The sequence below is a fragment of the Endozoicomonas euniceicola genome (genome assembly GCF_025562755.1).
Lineage (GTDB): Bacteria > Pseudomonadota > Gammaproteobacteria > Pseudomonadales > Endozoicomonadaceae > Endozoicomonas_A > Endozoicomonas_A euniceicola.
Genome location: NZ_CP103300.1, coordinates 5,231,613 through 5,246,888 on the forward strand (window position 1 = coordinate 5,231,613; position 15,276 = coordinate 5,246,888).

The following is a 15,276-nucleotide window of genomic DNA, read 5'->3' on the forward strand; positions in this document are numbered from 1 at the left end:
AAATAATAAAAAAAAACCGGTACATAAGGAAAAAACTGAATTTCTCATCTAACCTTCAACGCCATGATTGCTTTGTCTCCTGAGTGCTTCATACCCTAACGCCTGAATACATAGTTACGTATTTTGCTGGCTTCCGTGTATTGAATGCAGTTTTTTTTGGGTAACTACAGAAGAGTTAATAATGAAGAACACATCCAGGCAAAAGCGAATACTGGCCACTGTCCGCTGCTTTATCTGCACTTATACGGCAATCTTTCTACCGCAGCCGGTTAACGCAACACCTGACCTTCATCATTTATTCCTTCGATCTGATATATTGCTGAACGGCTATGACGACCTTATCAATTTAGTCACATTCCCCGAAAGCAAGGATAAACAACAAAACCTGCTTTCGTACCAGTTGCCTCAAAAGATGGACAGCTTTGTCGTATACCCTGTGTGGACTGATGACCAACCCAGCACATCCGGAGAGGTGCCTGAAGGGGCTGGCGCAACTGCCGACGACTCAGGTAGCTATAGAGCATTTCTGATTGAGCAGGCAAGGTCGATTGAGATTGAATTTTTCAGACAAAACTTCAGTGACCTTTTAAAAAGCTTTGAAAATTCTGAAGATGCGCTACAACGTTGGCTTCAAGATCAGGAAGTAAGCCATTTGGAAGACATTCTGATTATTTATCTGAGAAAACTCTCCTCAAACGAGGAGCGAATAGGGCGGCTTAACAGTTTTTTACAATCATCGCCTGAATTATGTTACCGTTTTTTTTTATTACTGACTGAATATCAGTTTTTTATTGATGGTTGGCTACCTGTCCTGCCAGAAGAGGTAGATGCTCAACTCTCCGGTCTTAATGAACGTGCCCAAATCCGCTTGAGGCTGGTTTTAGCCGTTATTCAACGGAGGGAGGGAGATGTTGCGACACAAAACAATGATTATCTCTCAACCCTAAGTTTACCGCTACCCGGCATGCAGCCTCCGCAGAGGTCAGTTATTCTGAGTCTGTCGGACTTCCGGGATGAGGCAAATTTTACCCGGATAAGCGAAAACCTATCGCTACGCGAAACTCTGCGAACGGCACGCTACGCATGTACAAAACTACCTAAAACCCCTGAAGGTTATTATCAGGGATATTTATCTTTTATCTTAAGCTCAAGCATGGGATCTTATGAGGAGCTAATTACCCATTTGCAGTCAATTTTTAAAGAGGTGCTGGGCTTCAGTAATACGTTAAGAGATGAACATGGGTTATTTTACACGCCATCACGCCGATGGTTTGATTCACGGGTCAATTGCCTCGATGACAATCCTGTGAGCCTTGAAGTTGGTGCAGGAAGTAGCTATAGAGCATTTCTGATTGAGCAGGCAAGGTCGATTGAGATTGAATTTTTCAGACAAAACTTCAGTGACTTTCTAAATAGCCTTGAAAATTCCGAAGACGCGCTACAACATTGGCTTCAAGATCAGGAAGTAAGCTATCTGGAAGACATTCTGATTAGTTATCTAAAAAAACTCTCCTCAAACGAGGAGCGAATAGATTGGCTTAAGAGTCTTTTACAATCATCGCCTGAATTATTTTACCGTTTTTTTACATTGCTGACTGGATACCGGAGTTTTATTGATAGTTGGCTACCTGTCCTGCCAGAAGAGGCAAATGCTTCACTCTCCGGTCTTAATGAACGTGCCCGAATCCGCCTGAGGCAGGTTTTAGCCGTTATTCAATGGAGGGAGGGAGATAGTGTGACACAAAACAATGATTATTTCTCAATACTGAGTTCAGGACAGCTACCCGACATGCAGCCCCCGCAGAGGTCAGTTCTCCTGAGCCTGTCGGACTTTCGGAACCAGGAAAACTTTACCCGTTTAAACGAAAATCAATCGCTATCCAGAACTCTGCGAATGGCACGCTCTGCACTGTTACTACCTGAAACCCCTGAAGGTTATTATCAGGGATATTTATCTTTTATCATAAACTCAAGCATGAGAACTTATGAGGAGTTAATTCTCGATTTGCAGTCAATGTTTATAGGAGTGCTGGGCTTCAGTCATCCGCTGAGAGATGAACACGGGTTATTTTACACGCCATCAAGCCGATGGCTTGATCCGGTGGTCCATCACCTCAGGGAGCTTACCGATGGTAATCCCGTCGGCCTTGAAGTTGGTGCAGGAAGTGGTTCCCTGTCTCACTTTTTAAACCAGAATTACCAGATTCCAATGACTGCAACGGATGTTTTCAGCAGCTACCGGGAAGTTACAGAGAGAACCGGTAGCCCTCTGCGGTACGACCCTGTTACCGAGGCAACGGCCTTACAGGCAGTCAGGACTTATGATAGCCAGGCTAACTTTCTGGTTTTAAGCTGGCCTGCTCCTGACTACGTCGAAACTCAGTGCTGCTGGGACTTTGTCAGTTTGAACCTGGGGGTTGATACCGACAATATAGGGAAGGGTTTGATGAGTCAAATCAACAGCCCATCCGATGAACATCGGCTTTATCGGGATTCTGAACGCTTTTTTTTCTCTTTTTGGGTGGCTGTCATTGCATGGAATAATCGAGGTCCCATCCTGTTCATCGGAGAACCCTGGAACGAAAGATGCAGCATGACAGCAAGGAATTTGTTGAGGGAATATCTGGCAAAAAATTTTGATGCTATCAGTTTCAGGGACTTTTATCAGTCCCCACCATTCGCAAATGACTACCCGGTCTTGTACATTCCTAAAAGCACTAAACCTGATTAACCCATTCGCTACAGCAAAACTTTGTTTCTATTCAGGCTCAGGTGCTGAACCTGATGCAGGATCTACAGGATAAGCTGGGACTGACTTATATCTTTATCACCCACGACCTCTCGGTTGTTAAACACTTTTCCGATGAGATTGCGGTGATGTACCTGGGGCAAATGGTTGAAAAAGCAACGGCAAAGGAGCTGTTTGAGCGACCTTCCCACCCCTATACCAAAGCGGTGTTATCAGCCATTCCAACCACAGACCTGGATCAGCTGATGGAGCGTGAAGTGTTGCAGGGGGAAATCACTTCACCTATTGACCCGGCTCCGGAATGCCGTTTTGCCGGGCGCTGTAAATATACGACGGCAGATTGCACTGCCGGAGAAATCCCCCTGCGTGATGTCAGTAACAATCACTTTGTGGCTTGTAGCCAGGTGGGGTGTGCGACTCATTAGTCTGCTGACCGGGGCTGTTGGGTGTCGGAAGGGTTGTCACGGTCCCTTCCGACTGCATGAAAGGCTTCCAATAAGTGCAAGAATAAATGGAAAAAAGCCTCCTGTTTGAGACTGAAGCCGAGTTCTGTCAGAGGGAAGAATATTACCTGAATGAGGCTGTGGTAGTTGTAGCTGTGGCTGTGGCTGTTGTAGCTGTAGCTGTCGTAGCTGTGGCTGTTGTAGCTGTAGCTGTGGCTGTTGTAGCTGTAGCTGTGGCTGTTGCTCAGGCTCTGCTTCTGGCTCTGGCTCCGGAGTGATTTCAACAATCCCAATAGAGGTTAGCCATCCTATCGCTTCACGGTTAGAGTGCCTGGCTTGTCTGGCTTGAGCCAACGCTTCCTGAAAGGCGACTGGGTTTTGTAGCTGATTATTTTGCAGCCAGGTTAATAAACGACCAGGCTCGGACAGAGGATGTTCACTGTAAAGGTCAGCAGAGAAATCCTCCCAGATAGCGGGCTGCGCTACAAGGTTGCTCAGTATCGACTCTATATGGTCAGGAATATCCTCGGGCTTGATAAGTTCAAGCAGGCGGTTAACAAGGCGATAGTTTTTGTTCTCTAGTGCAGTCTTGATTAAGTTGCGGTAATTGAGCGATATCATTGAGTAAAAACCATCGACTGTTATCATGTTAAGCAGTGCTTCACCTAACACATGGCTGCTGTTTATACTGAATGCTGAATTTAACAATCTTTCGATGATTCCGGAGTTATCATTGCAAGCTCTTATAGCCATCAGGGCAAGCGTCTTTAGTTTATTGTTATCCGGGGTCAGATCTTCTTCAGGAATGGCTCGTTTAATAAACCACCAGATAGCATGGGCATTTTCTGTGAATAGCGCAAAAGGCAGGCTACTTTCATTATCCCCATCCAACGGTGTTTTAAGCCACTGGTAAACGGCTTCATTTCCCAGCTCTGAAGCCCACGCATCGAATATGGACAAAAAATCACGAGTTTTAATGGCGCCTGTATTTTTGATTGTTAATAAGCTTATTTTATCTGGGGTGAAGGCGGCATGAGCTGATACATAATGAAATAAAATGCAAATAAGCAAAAAGCGCTGGAAGAATGTTTTCATGATTAATTCCTTATATGGGAAAAATACAGGCTAAGTTTGCAGCGAAGTATCTTAGATTTCGAGGTTGCCCGACCGGAGGCGTGCGCTGCTTATTAGTCTGCTGGCCGGGGCTGTTACCTGTGGGAAAGATTAAGATAGGAAATGCCTTTTAAGGCAGAAAATACCCATAATAAATGAAATAACACTTCTTGATTGAGGCCGGGGCTGAGCGTTTGTGGAGGAAGTATCATCAGTCTTAGATTCAGTCTCAGGTTCAGTCTGAGGGGGGATTTCAGTAATACAAATAGGGGTTAGCCAGTCTATAGCATTTTGGTGCCGGTATTGTCTGGCTTGAGCCAAAGCTTCCTGAAAGGCGGTTGGGTTCTGCTGCCGATTTTTTTGCAGCCAGTTTAAAATACGATTGAACTCGGACGGGATGTGCTCAATATGAGAGTAATAAGGATTTGCATAAAAAGTTGAGCTGCCGCTATAACTTTGATTTACATCATGTGCTAAGTCTTCATAGTCGTAGGAAAGCTCTTCAGTAGAAGGTTCTTCCCAGATTTCGAAGTTTGTTAAAAGTTGTCTCAGTATCAGGCCTATATAATGAGGAGTATTCTGGGTGTCGATTCGCTTAAGCAGAAGGTTAACAAGGCGATAATTTCTGCTGACTAATGCATTTTTGAATAATTTGTCGTAATAGATAGGTATTTCTGTCAAATCAACATCAGAGATTATTAAATTAAGTAACACCTCACCTAATACATGGTTTCCATCTATATTGAACGCTGATTGTAATAAGCGGTTAATTTGGGTATTGATATTAGCGCTTCGATGTCTACAGTTTTTTAACGCCATCATAGCCAGTTCCTGGATTTTTTTGTTATCTGCTGTAAGAGCTTCTTCATCCATTGAATGTCGGATAAACCACCAGACGGCATGGGCATTTGTTCCCAGTAGTTTAATAGGAGGGCAAGTATAACCATCCAGGGGCAGCTTTGAATGAAGCCAGTTATATACGCCACTATATCCCTGCTCATAAGCCCATTTCTCGTATTGAGATAAATAATCGATTGTCCGGCCTGAATTAAACTCTTCAATATTTTTTAATTCATGGGCGAAAGGGGCAGGAGCAGCATTAACTGATAGTGACTGCAACAAAAAGCTAATGAGTAAAAAGCACTGACAGAATGTTCTCATGATAAAAACCTGATAGGGTAAATTTTTTTAGGGTTAACTTGCAGCGAAGTAGTTTAGATGCTGAGTCATTAATGGGTAGACTAATTAGTGATTATTCGGATTTCCCTACCTGTACACCAATGTAAACGTAGGTCAGAGCGGTTTACGATGCTATCGATAAGCTATATTCTTCGAGAATTTTCCCAGCTCTACGATCAGGCTAATGAACGCTCCGACTTTTTTAATAAACGACAGTAAAAAGACACAAGAGTTGGCTTTAGATCATTGTCTGTCTAACAGCTTTGAGCTGGGTGGCGACTGGACCTGTGCGCCTGTTCAGCCATTTAAACAGCAGTTTTCTGATGTTTTGCAAGAGGAAAAGATCGAGACTATCTATTTTACCGAGGGTAAAGGCTTTCGCTGGGACTCTGGCACCATGGCATTTATCCTGTCCTGCCAGCGACTGTGCCAGAGATTTAACTGTACACTGGACGTCCAGCAGTTGCCTGACGATATTCAGTCCCTGTTAAGGCTGGCTACCAGCGTTCCTCCTAATCAGGAGAGCAATAAAAAGCACATGGACTATTTTCGGCTTTTTCGTCAGGGCCTGGGCTGGATTAAGGACTGGTTGCAGTTTTCCGGGGAAGTAGGTCTCAGTGTTCAGAAAATGATTCGGGGACGCAGCGATGCGCGCTGGTCTGATGGTATCAACTTTCTGCATCAGGCGGGGCCGTCTGCCGTTCCCATCGTTACCCTGCTTAGTTTTCTGGTAGGAATGATCCTTGCCTATCTGGGAACGGTACAATTGCGGCAGTTTGGTGTTGAGGTGTATGTGGCTAACCTGGTGGGACTGGGCATGGTGCGGGAAATGGGCGCATTGATGACCGGTATCATTATGGCCGGGCGCACCGGCGCATCTTATGCCGCACAGTTGGGGACCATGCAGGTTAATGAAGAAGTTGATGCGCTGACCACTCTGGGCATCAGACCTGTGGATTATCTGGTTCTGCCCAGAATGCTCGCCCTGATTGTTGCCATGCCCCTGTTAACGGTTTACAGCAATATTCTGGGGATGCTGGGAGGTGCCGTGGTGGCTGTCAGTATGGATATTGCACCACGAATGTATTACTTCCAGTTATCTCAGTCGTTTTCGATGGCGGACTTAACGACGGGTGTCGTTAAAAGCGTTGTCTTTGGCGGTCTGATCGGTTTTGCTGGCTGTCATGCCGGCCTGAGATGTGGGCGGTCTTCGGCTGCGGTGGGGCAGGCGACAATGGCTGCGGTTGTGACGGCTATTGTTTATCTGGTGGTAGCGGATGCCGTACTGAACATCCTGTACTTTCATCTGGGTATTTGAACGACATGAACTCTGAAGTAAATCCAGATTGCGACAATGCCATCGAAGTGCGCGATCTCAGGTTACAATATGGTCACAAACTGATTCAGAAAGACCTGAATTTCAATGTTCAAAAAGGCGACGTATTTGTCATAATGGGCGGCAGTGGCTGTGGCAAAAGTACACTGCTGAAGCATATGATTGGCCTTTATTCTCCTGCTCAGGGGCAGATTCTTTATCATGGTCAGGACTATTTTTCTGCCTGTGAAGAAGATCAGCTGTCAATGCGTATGCGCTGGGGTGTCACTTACCAGGGCGGAGCCTTATTTAGCGCCATGACCCTGGCTGAAAATATCGCCTTGCCGATGCAGCAGTACAAAGACTGGGACAAGGATGACATCAGGGACCGGGTGGCCTATAAGCTGGCTTTAGTCGGCCTGTCCGGTTATGAAGACTACTATCCTTCAGAAATCAGTGGTGGCATGAACAAACGTGCCGGGTTGGCGCGGGCGTTGGCACTGGACCCTGAGATTCTGTTCTTCGATGAGCCTTCCGCCGGGCTGGACCCTCTCAGTGCCGGACGTCTTGATGACCTGATTCTGGAACTGAGCCAGTCGTCCGGGGCGACGGTGGTTATTGTTACCCACGAGCTGGCGAGTATATTTGCCATTGGTAATAATGGTGTTTTTCTGGATGCTCAGTCCAGAACTCAACTTGATACCGGGGCACCGTCTTATATGCTCCGACACAGTAAAGCGCCTTTGGTGCGTGAATTTCTATCCCGTGGTGAAATAGCTTCGAATCCTGCATGACTTTCACCGAAATGACCCAAGGAGTAAGGACAGGCTATAATGAGTCGCACAGCGAATAAACGATCTTTAGCCACTGCATCCCGGCCGATCATGGTGGGCATTTTTATGCTGGCTATGGTTGCTCTGATCACTGCACTGATCGTATTTGTGAATCAGGGCAAGTTTTCCGGCAGAAACAAGGAACGCATGGTCGTCATATACGACACTAGCATTATGGGTCTGAATATCGGGGCGGCAGTGACATTGCGGGGCGTCAAGATTGGTGAGGTAGCCGATATCAAAGCCAAGCTCTATGACGACTCTCATCTGGTGTTGAATACGGTCTATGTTGACATCTATCCTGATACGATTGTTTCATCGGACGAGACCACCGAACTGAATCTGGATGAACTGTACCATCGGGGGTTGGGCGTTAAGCTTAAGACACAAAGCCTGTTAACCGGACTTCTGTATATGGAAGTTGATTTCTACCAGAAGACTCAGCCCCGGTTGATGGATGTCAAAACCCGATATCCCCAGATTCCCACCGTTCCCAGTGATCTGGAAAGTCTTACCGAGCAACTTCACGATATGAATCTGCCGGAGCTGATGAACGACCTGGGTCAGCTGGCAAAAAATCTTAAAGAAGTCACAGATACCGAAGCATTCCGGCAACTGCCCGGGACAGTGAACGACGCCATGCTCTCATTCCGGACTATGTCGACAAAGATGGGAACCAGCATGTCGGATATGCGCAATGAGTTTGTTGGCATGGCGCAGGGTATGGAGAAAATGTCCAGAACCATTGCCGAAGGCTTTCCACAAACAAACGACAACATTAACAGGGTGCTGGAGACTCTGACAAAGACGCTGGACTCTATGAATGAAACCATCGAACTGTTGTCCGATACCGTGGCACCGGATTCACCGCTGATTTATCAACTGGAACGCAGTGCAACTGACCTGAGACGCTCGGCAAGGGCTATGCAGGATTTGGCGGAAATACTGGAAGAACAGCCGAATGCACTGGTATTAGGAAAAAGCCGGGAAAGATAATGAAGATTGTGTTGCATCACTCACTCGCTGTATTAATGGTTCTGCTGCTGGCTGGTTGTGCCAGCTCGGCCCCCTATCGTTACTACACTCTTCAGCCAATGGCTGAACAACAGGAAGCCGGGCTGACAGGGTCTGTCGGGATTATGCCGGTTGTCATACCATCCTGGCTGGATCGCAGTAATATGGCATACATTGATGATGGGTTTCAGTTGCATCAGCTTCGTCTGGATCGCTGGGGTGAACCTTTAGCAGAGGCTATCACCAGAGTGTTGACCCAGAATTTGCAACGTAAAAACCCTCAGGCTGATGTGTTTCATGGTCCCTGGTTACGCAGCCAAAGGCCGGATACAGACATTCAGGCAGAAATTCAGAACCTGATGCTGAAAGGCCGGCAGCTGGAACTGGAAGTTAGCTGGCGTATAAATGACGAGCGTCGTGTGGAATATTATAAGGTGGTCGTCAGTGAACAGCCTTCTGCCTTTGAATTGGCAAAAGCCATCAGTGGACAGTTGCAGCAGTTTTCAGATGATCTGCAACACAGCCTGGTTGCAGGGAGTTAAAAGGGAAAGATCAGGATTTAAGGAGCAGTAGTACGAAACCTTCGGTTGATTAGGAGGTTTCTTTCTCAAAGTTATGGAAAGCGGCTTTGAGTTTATTAATTGCTTTATCACGATTCTGGAGTTCTCTTTCAAGTCTGGCAATTTTGCTTTCATGAAGGAGTTCCCCGGATGCAGCGGTGTCATCATATTTTTCAGAGCCGGTTACTTCTCCACATGCAGGCAGGGAGCGTTTAAGGGGATCCTCTTTGACAATACCTGTTAATTCATTCAGGGCAGCATCATATTCATCAAATTTTATCGTAGATTTGTCTAGTTCTTCATGGGTTTGTGACAAGAGCGTTTTAAACGCAGAAATTTTAGCGTCTGGGGCAGAATTCTCAACATTCTGTAAAAGGAGTGTTTTAAGGGCAGAGTTTTCAGCCTTCAGGGTAGAATTCTCATTCTTAAGTTTGTCAATTTCATTGTGCAGATCTTGAAGCTCTTTTTTCTTCTTAATCCTGGACTTACATGCAGAATCCCTGTTCTTCATTTTTCGAAGCGCCTTTGGATCGCGTTTATTTTCCACTGGTAAAGCATGATGAGAAGTTGACGGTAAATTAGGGCTGGGCTTCAGAGTCCAGATTACCCTGTGTTCCGAAACCTCCACAGGATGCTGTGCTGTATTATCTTTTGGCAGAAATAGATCATCTTTACTCAAAGGTTGCTTCTGAACGTCTGAACCCCAGAGTTTATCGCCTTTTGCAACATCACTTGCGACTTCTAAAAAAATATCTGTTGGCAATTCAGGTGGGTTGGTTCTGTTAATGTCCATACTGATTTTCTCTGAGTATTTTCTGATAATAAGGTTAAATGTCACCTTCAAAGTTAAAATTCATGCTGCTCAATAGACAGCTGTTATGGATATTTGTTCATTATTTTTATAAAAAAAGCACTTTAACGGTTGTTGAGGGGTAAAAAGTGAACCATTATCTTTTTTGGCAGTCATATCGTGTAGCCTGCTGCTAACTATATGTTGGTGTTATTTTAATCATGGAACCATGAAGAAAAATATTATGGATATTAATACGCCCAGCTCTGCCGGTATGCCCGTCAATCATTCTCCGAGTCAAGTAAAAGACTCTGCAAGTCCTGAAGCAGAAAATACAGTCATGGGGTTTTCTGTCAGAAAGCGAAATGCGACAGATGTGGGTTTCTCTAGCGGTAAACACTTGCGACCGATATTACCGGCAGATCAGTCTGTTCCTTCGGCGAAAGCCGGTTCATGCTCATCAGTGGAGGGAGAACTAACAGATGCTCAGAAAAATCGGAAGTATATGCAGGAGCGCAAGGCTAGAAACAGAGTCAGTTCGCAAAAATCCAGAGATAAAAAAAGAGATGCGTTCAATAGCTTGCAGAAAGAAGTTGTGAAGCTTCGCAAAGAGAATTCGTACTTCAGGTGTTTTATGACAGGACCTGATGACGTTGTTCAGGGATCTTGGGATTCTAATGACACGATTACCAGGCTTAAGGATGAACTTAAGCGTCGTGATAAAAGAATTGCCGAGCTTGAGAATGAACTTGAGTGCACCAAGGCAGAGCTTGTAAAAGCTGATATCGACAAAGAAATTCTAAGGGTGAAACTGACGAGTAATGAAATCGAGATTAAGCGACTTAAGGCAGAAATCCTGCAGCGTGATAAAACGATTGCCAGCCTTAGCAGGGGAAACTCCGGGACTTAATTTGCTGATCTTAAAGTCGTTTTCCGTACCAAGAGGATTTCCAAGCTCAGTTGAAAATCCTCTTGCACTATGGAAGACGGTTATTCACCAATCTTGATCAGCTCAACATCAAAGACCAGTACAGAGCCAGGAGGGATGGAACCCGCCGGCCGATCACCGTAGGCCAGTTCCGCCGGAATAGTCAACTTGTATTTAGAGCCTTCAGGCATCAGTTGCAGGCCTTCCTGCCAGCCTGCGATCACGCCATTCAGAGGGAAAGTGGCTGGCTGTCCACGCTCAACACTGCTGTCGAACGTGGTGCCGTCGATCAGCTTGCCGGTGTAGTGAACCGTTACGGTGTCTTCCAGTGTCGGCTTCTTGCCATCTTCTTTGCCCGCTTCAATCACTTCATATTGTAAGCCGGACTCGGTGACGCTCACGCCTTCTTTTTCAGCGTTTTCTTTCAGGTAGTCTTCAGATTTTTTACGGCTCTCGTCCATCATTTCCTGCTGACGCTTTTCAATCAGGGGGCGCAACGCCTGGTCGTGTTCCTGCAGAGCGGAGATAATGGCTTCTTCATCAAGCTGGCTCTTACCATTAACGGCATCGGTAAAGCCTTTAATAATCAGCTCGCGATCCATTTTCAGGCCCAGTTCATCCTGGCTGTCCAGAGTTTTCTGTGCGTAGCTGCCCATGGAGGCGCCCATGGCGTAAGCAGATGTCTGCTCCTGAGAATCCAGTTTGACTTCAGTGTCTGTAGCGTCTTGCTGGTTACAGCCAGCCAGAATAACGGCCGCGGCCAGGGCAGAAATCTTGAGAATCTGTTTCACTCTTTATCTCCAACGTGTCCTGCCGGGAGCAGGGGTCACTATTCCGATGAGCAAGGGCATCGGTAACCAAAAATCAATAAGTCGCAGATGATGGCATATAGGTACCCATTGTTGAACCTTTAACAGGCAGTTTTATTGATGTTGACACGTTTCTGACATGCAGTAGACAAAATGCCTGAAAGAAGTATTCTCCTTCAGGCGTTCGGTCAGGCTGGGGAAGCATGGGAATGATGACAGGGCAGAGCCAGTGAAATAAGAACAGTCAGAGCGATAAACAGACTTGAAATCCACAGGCAGATGCTTAAACCGCCGATTCCGAACATCAGGCCAGATAACACGGTTCCGATCAATCGTCCCATGGCGTTTGCCATATAGTAGAAGCCAACATCCATGGACGCACCATCTTCCCTGGCATAGCTGACAATCAGATAAGAGTGCAGCGATGAATTAATGGCAAAGACTCCGCCAAACACCAGCAAACCGGCGACGATGGTAAACTGGGGGTGCCACTGCCACTGAATACCCATTGCCACCAGAACGGATACTGCCAGCAACACTGTCGCCCAGACAATAGCAGACAGTCGGCCAGCCTGATTTCCCGTGATTTTGGGTGCCATACCCTGTACCAGTCCATAGCCTATGACCCAGGTCGCCATAAAGCCCCCGGTCTCCGAATGGCTCCAGTCGAAGACACTGGACAGGTAGACCGGCAACGCCACGACAAACCAGACATCTCTTGAGCCGAACAGAAACATTCTGGCTGCGGAGAGAATGTTAATGCTGCGCTGACCTGAGAAAATCTGGCTGAACTTTGCCTTGTTTTTCGCTTTGCCCATGTCCTTATCCAGCCATAGCAGGCTAAGGCAGAAGACGGCAGCGAGTACCGAAGCCATTGCCAGAACCGCAAAGCGAAAACCTGCCAGACTCAGTAACGCACCACCAATAAAGAAACCGGCACCTTTCAGGGCATTTTTAGAGCCTGTCAGAATGGCCACCCATTTATAGAGCCTGCCTTGCTGCCCGCCGCTGACTAACTTTTTGATGGAAGTCTTTGCGCTCATTTTGTTCAGGTCTTTGGCAATACCCGACAATGCCTGGGCAAACATCACCAGTGGCACCGACAGCCATTGAGAGGGTACTGCCAGCAGGCACAGGGACAGAATCTGCAGGGCAAGACCCGCATTCATGGTCCGGTTCAAACCGATGCGGGCGCCAACCCAGCCACCCACCAGATTGGTGACGACACCAAAGAACTCGTAGAACAGAAACAGCATGGCAATTTCCAGCGACTGATAACCCAGGGCATGAAAATGCAGCACCACGAGCATTCGCAGAGCGCCATCGGTGATGGTGAAGTTCCAGTAATTAAACGTCACCAGCAGGTATTGGCGCACATCACGACTGAGCGACGACAGCAGGCGATTCATCTCAGGCAGACCCTACTTTTTTCACCAGTTCAGCAGTACGGACGGAGTAACCCATTTCGTTGTCATACCAGGCGTAGATTTTCACCATACGACCATCGACCACCATAGTGCTGAGGGCATCGACAATCGTAGAACGCTGGTCGCCTTTATAGTCGATGGATACCAGTGGTTTTTCTTCGTAACCAAGAATACCTTTCAGTTCGTTTTCGGAGGCTTCCCTGAGCAACTGATTGACTTCTTCAGCGGTTGTATCGCGGGTGACATCGAACACCATATCGGTGATGGACGCATTAGCTAAAGGCACACGCACAGCGTGACCGTTCAGGCGGCCTTTTAGTTCCGGGAAAATTTCCGTGATGGCTGTGGCAGAACCGGTAGTGGTTGGAATCAGGGACATACCGCAGGCACGGGCACGACGCAGGTCTTTGTGCGGTGCATCGAGAATGGTCTGGGTATTGGTCAGGTCGTGAATAGTAGTCATGGAGCCGCGTTCAATGCCCAGCTTTTCCTGAATCACCTTAACAATGGGTGCCAGACAGTTAGTGGTGCAGGACGCAGCCGTGACAATACGGTGCTGTTCAGCGTCGTACAGATCATCATTAACCCCCATTACAACATTCAGAACGCCTTCTTCTTTAACGGGTGCAGTGACAACAACACGTTTTACGCCCTGATTCAGGTACTGTTGCAGCAGGGCTGTTTTACGATGAACACCAGTACCTTCAATAACGACATCACAACCGGACCAGTCAACCGCATTGATTTCACGTTCCTGTGTGCAACGGATCGGCTTGTCGTTGATGATAATGTTATCGCCATCGGCACGGGTCTGGTGGTGCCAGCGCCCCTGGACAGAGTCAAATTCCAGCAGGTGCGCCAGAGTGATTGCATCGCCTGCGACATCGTTGATCTGTACGAATTCCAGTTCCGGCCAGTCGAATGCAGCACGCAGTGCCAGGCGTCCAATACGACCAAAACCGTTTATGCCTACTTTGATAGTCATCTCTCAACTCCGTTGAGTTTTTTGATAAGGGTTCCTGTGCTGGTCAGCAGCAGTGAACTACGGGGCCGGGTTTGGGTATTGCTGGTGGATACGCTCTATCGCTTCCAGCACATCTGCTGACAAGCTCAGCTCACTGGAACGGAGATTGTCGTTCAGCTGCCCAAGGTTAGTGGCGCCTATGATGGCACTGGTGACAAAAAAGCGTGAAGTCACGTAGGCAATAGCCATCTGGGCAGGGTTGAGGCCTGCGTCCCCGGCCAGGTTTACATAGGCTTCGGTAGCCTTTAGTGACTGTGGTGATGAGGTGTAACGTGAAAACCTTTTGAACATTGTCAGCCGGGCGTTAGCCGGGTTTTGGCCATGCAGGTACTTGCCTGTTAACGTACCAAAGGCCAGGGGGGAATAGGCCAGTAGCCCAAGCTGCTCCCGGTGGCTGATTTCTGCAAGACCGACCTCAAAGCTGCGATTCAGGAGGTTGTAGGGATTCTGAATAGAGACCGGGCGGGCTTGCTGCTTTTTCCGGCTGGTGCTGAGGTGTTTCATTGCCCCCCAGGGGGTTTCATTGGACAAACCGTAGTGGCGGATTTTTCCTGCCTGCACCAGGTCGTTGAGTGCTTCCAGGGTGATTTCTATGGGGGTGCCTTCTGTTTCGGGGAGCGTGCTATAGCCCAGTTGTCCAAAGAAATTGGTGTTGCGGTCAGGCCAGTGCAGTTGGAACAGGTCGATACAGTCAACGCCCAAGCGTTTAAGGCTGCCTTCAACAGCATCATGAATATGTCGTGGTGTCATAAGACGGCCGCCGTTCATATAGTCATAGCCGGGGCCGCAGATTTTGGAGGCGATGACAAGATCCTGATGGTGTCCTCTGTGCTTTAGCCAGTTGCCAATGATGGTTTCTGTAGCGGTATAGGTCGCCTCCCCGGGGGGAACGGGATACATTTCCGCCGTGTCAATAAAGTTGATGCCGTAATCAACCGCGCAGTCCAGCTGTTGAAAGGCTTCCTGTTCAGTGTTCTGTTCACCCCAGGTCATGGTTCCGAGGCACAATGTACTGACCTTTATATCGGTCTGGCCCAGTTGACGAAATTCCATGATGTAACTCCATTAAATTTGTTAGGCATTTTACGCTCT

Annotated in this window: 14 protein-coding genes; 7 read left to right on the forward strand and 7 right to left on the reverse strand. The window is 47.3% G+C overall.

The annotated features are described in order from the left end of the window. The first annotated feature begins 181 nt into the window (after nucleotides 1-181). Nucleotides 182-2,731 carry a hypothetical protein gene (locus NX720_RS21220; RefSeq protein ID WP_262597305.1) on the forward strand — a complete coding sequence of 850 codons (2,550 nt, stop codon included), beginning with the start codon at nucleotides 182-184 and terminating at the stop codon, nucleotides 2,729-2,731. A 53-nt stretch (nucleotides 2,732-2,784) separates the two neighbouring features. Then, entirely contained in the window at nucleotides 2,785-3,174 is a 390-nt protein-coding gene (locus NX720_RS21225) for an ABC transporter ATP-binding protein (RefSeq protein WP_318654063.1), read from the forward strand. A gap of 36 nt (nucleotides 3,175-3,210) precedes the next feature. Here NX720_RS21225 and NX720_RS21230 read toward each other — a convergent pair whose 3' ends face one another. Beyond that, nucleotides 3,211-4,152 carry a hypothetical protein gene (locus tag NX720_RS21230; RefSeq protein WP_262597306.1) on the reverse strand — a complete coding sequence of 314 codons (942 nt, stop codon included), beginning with the start codon at nucleotides 4,150-4,152 and terminating at the stop codon, nucleotides 3,211-3,213. Nucleotides 4,153-4,416: 264 nt separating this feature from the next. Next, the gene (locus NX720_RS21235) at nucleotides 4,417-5,466 is read right to left on the reverse strand and encodes a hypothetical protein (RefSeq protein ID WP_262597307.1); all 1,050 of its coding nucleotides are present in this window, start codon (nucleotides 5,464-5,466) and stop codon (nucleotides 4,417-4,419) included. Between the two features lie 202 nt (nucleotides 5,467-5,668). Here NX720_RS21235 and NX720_RS21240 point away from each other — a divergent pair, with 202 nt between their 5' ends. From NX720_RS21240 to NX720_RS21255, 4 genes are read left to right on the forward strand one after another with little or no spacing between them, the layout of a single operon-like run. Next, nucleotides 5,669-6,802 (forward strand): ABC transporter permease, encoded by a 1,134-nt coding sequence (locus NX720_RS21240; protein ID WP_262597310.1) that lies wholly within the window; start codon nucleotides 5,669-5,671, stop codon nucleotides 6,800-6,802. A gap of 5 nt (nucleotides 6,803-6,807) precedes the next feature. Then, a complete protein-coding gene (locus NX720_RS21245) occupies nucleotides 6,808-7,593 on the forward strand; it encodes an ABC transporter ATP-binding protein (protein ID WP_262597312.1) in 786 nt (261 codons plus the stop codon). A gap of 39 nt (nucleotides 7,594-7,632) precedes the next feature. Further along, nucleotides 7,633-8,628, forward strand: coding sequence for an MlaD family protein (locus NX720_RS21250; RefSeq protein WP_262597314.1), 996 nt, complete (start codon nucleotides 7,633-7,635; stop codon nucleotides 8,626-8,628). Further along, the gene (locus NX720_RS21255) at nucleotides 8,628-9,188 is read left to right on the forward strand and encodes a PqiC family protein (protein WP_262597316.1); all 561 of its coding nucleotides are present in this window, start codon (nucleotides 8,628-8,630) and stop codon (nucleotides 9,186-9,188) included. Before NX720_RS21250 ends, NX720_RS21255 begins: the two co-directional genes overlap by 1 nt. Before the next feature lie 49 nt (nucleotides 9,189-9,237). Here NX720_RS21255 and NX720_RS21260 read toward each other — a convergent pair whose 3' ends face one another. Further along, a complete protein-coding gene (locus tag NX720_RS21260) occupies nucleotides 9,238-9,999 on the reverse strand; it encodes a hypothetical protein (protein WP_262597317.1) in 762 nt (253 codons plus the stop codon). Nucleotides 10,000-10,225: 226 nt separating this feature from the next. Between NX720_RS21260 and NX720_RS21265 the strand changes: the two genes are divergently transcribed. After that, nucleotides 10,226-10,906: a bZIP transcription factor gene (locus NX720_RS21265; protein WP_262597318.1), complete on the forward strand. Its 681-nt coding sequence runs from the start codon at nucleotides 10,226-10,228 to the stop codon at nucleotides 10,904-10,906. A gap of 80 nt (nucleotides 10,907-10,986) precedes the next feature. Here the strand turns inward: NX720_RS21265 and NX720_RS21270 are convergent, their stop codons facing one another. The 4 genes from NX720_RS21270 to NX720_RS21285 form a co-directional block, all read right to left on the reverse strand. Beyond that, entirely contained in the window at nucleotides 10,987-11,715 is a 729-nt protein-coding gene (locus tag NX720_RS21270) for an FKBP-type peptidyl-prolyl cis-trans isomerase (RefSeq protein ID WP_262597320.1), read from the reverse strand. A 206-nt stretch (nucleotides 11,716-11,921) separates the two neighbouring features. Continuing rightward, complete coding sequence (gene arsJ / locus NX720_RS21275) at nucleotides 11,922-13,142, reverse strand: organoarsenical effux MFS transporter ArsJ (protein ID WP_262597321.1); 1,221 nt, start codon at nucleotides 13,140-13,142, stop codon at nucleotides 11,922-11,924. A 1-nt stretch (nucleotide 13,143) separates the two neighbouring features. Next, on the reverse strand, nucleotides 13,144-14,145 hold the full coding sequence (locus NX720_RS21280; protein WP_262597323.1) for an ArsJ-associated glyceraldehyde-3-phosphate dehydrogenase: 1,002 nt from the start codon (nucleotides 14,143-14,145) through the stop codon (nucleotides 13,144-13,146). Between the two features lie 57 nt (nucleotides 14,146-14,202). Beyond that, nucleotides 14,203-15,237 carry an aldo/keto reductase gene (locus NX720_RS21285; RefSeq protein WP_262597325.1) on the reverse strand — a complete coding sequence of 345 codons (1,035 nt, stop codon included), beginning with the start codon at nucleotides 15,235-15,237 and terminating at the stop codon, nucleotides 14,203-14,205. Between the last annotated feature and the right edge of the window lie 39 nt (nucleotides 15,238-15,276).

Coding starts and splice junctions, on each gene's coding strand:
- NX720_RS21220 (WP_262597305.1), top strand. CDS start 182: ATGAAGAACACATCCAGGCAAAAGCGAATACTGGCCACTGTCCGCTGC.
- NX720_RS21225 (WP_318654063.1), top strand. CDS start 2,785: ATGCAGGATCTACAGGATAAGCTGGGACTGACTTATATCTTTATCACC.
- NX720_RS21235 (WP_262597307.1), bottom strand. CDS start 5,466: ATGAGAACATTCTGTCAGTGCTTTTTACTCATTAGCTTTTTGTTGCAG.
- NX720_RS21240 (WP_262597310.1), top strand. CDS start 5,669: ATGAACGCTCCGACTTTTTTAATAAACGACAGTAAAAAGACACAAGAG.
- NX720_RS21245 (WP_262597312.1), top strand. CDS start 6,808: ATGAACTCTGAAGTAAATCCAGATTGCGACAATGCCATCGAAGTGCGC.
- NX720_RS21250 (WP_262597314.1), top strand. CDS start 7,633: ATGAGTCGCACAGCGAATAAACGATCTTTAGCCACTGCATCCCGGCCG.
- NX720_RS21255 (WP_262597316.1), top strand. CDS start 8,628: ATGAAGATTGTGTTGCATCACTCACTCGCTGTATTAATGGTTCTGCTG.
- NX720_RS21260 (WP_262597317.1), bottom strand. CDS start 9,999: ATGGACATTAACAGAACCAACCCACCTGAATTGCCAACAGATATTTTT.
- NX720_RS21265 (WP_262597318.1), top strand. CDS start 10,226: ATGAAGAAAAATATTATGGATATTAATACGCCCAGCTCTGCCGGTATG.
- arsJ (WP_262597321.1), bottom strand. CDS start 13,142: ATGAATCGCCTGCTGTCGTCGCTCAGTCGTGATGTGCGCCAATACCTG.
- NX720_RS21280 (WP_262597323.1), bottom strand. CDS start 14,145: ATGACTATCAAAGTAGGCATAAACGGTTTTGGTCGTATTGGACGCCTG.
- NX720_RS21285 (WP_262597325.1), bottom strand. CDS start 15,237: ATGGAATTTCGTCAACTGGGCCAGACCGATATAAAGGTCAGTACATTG.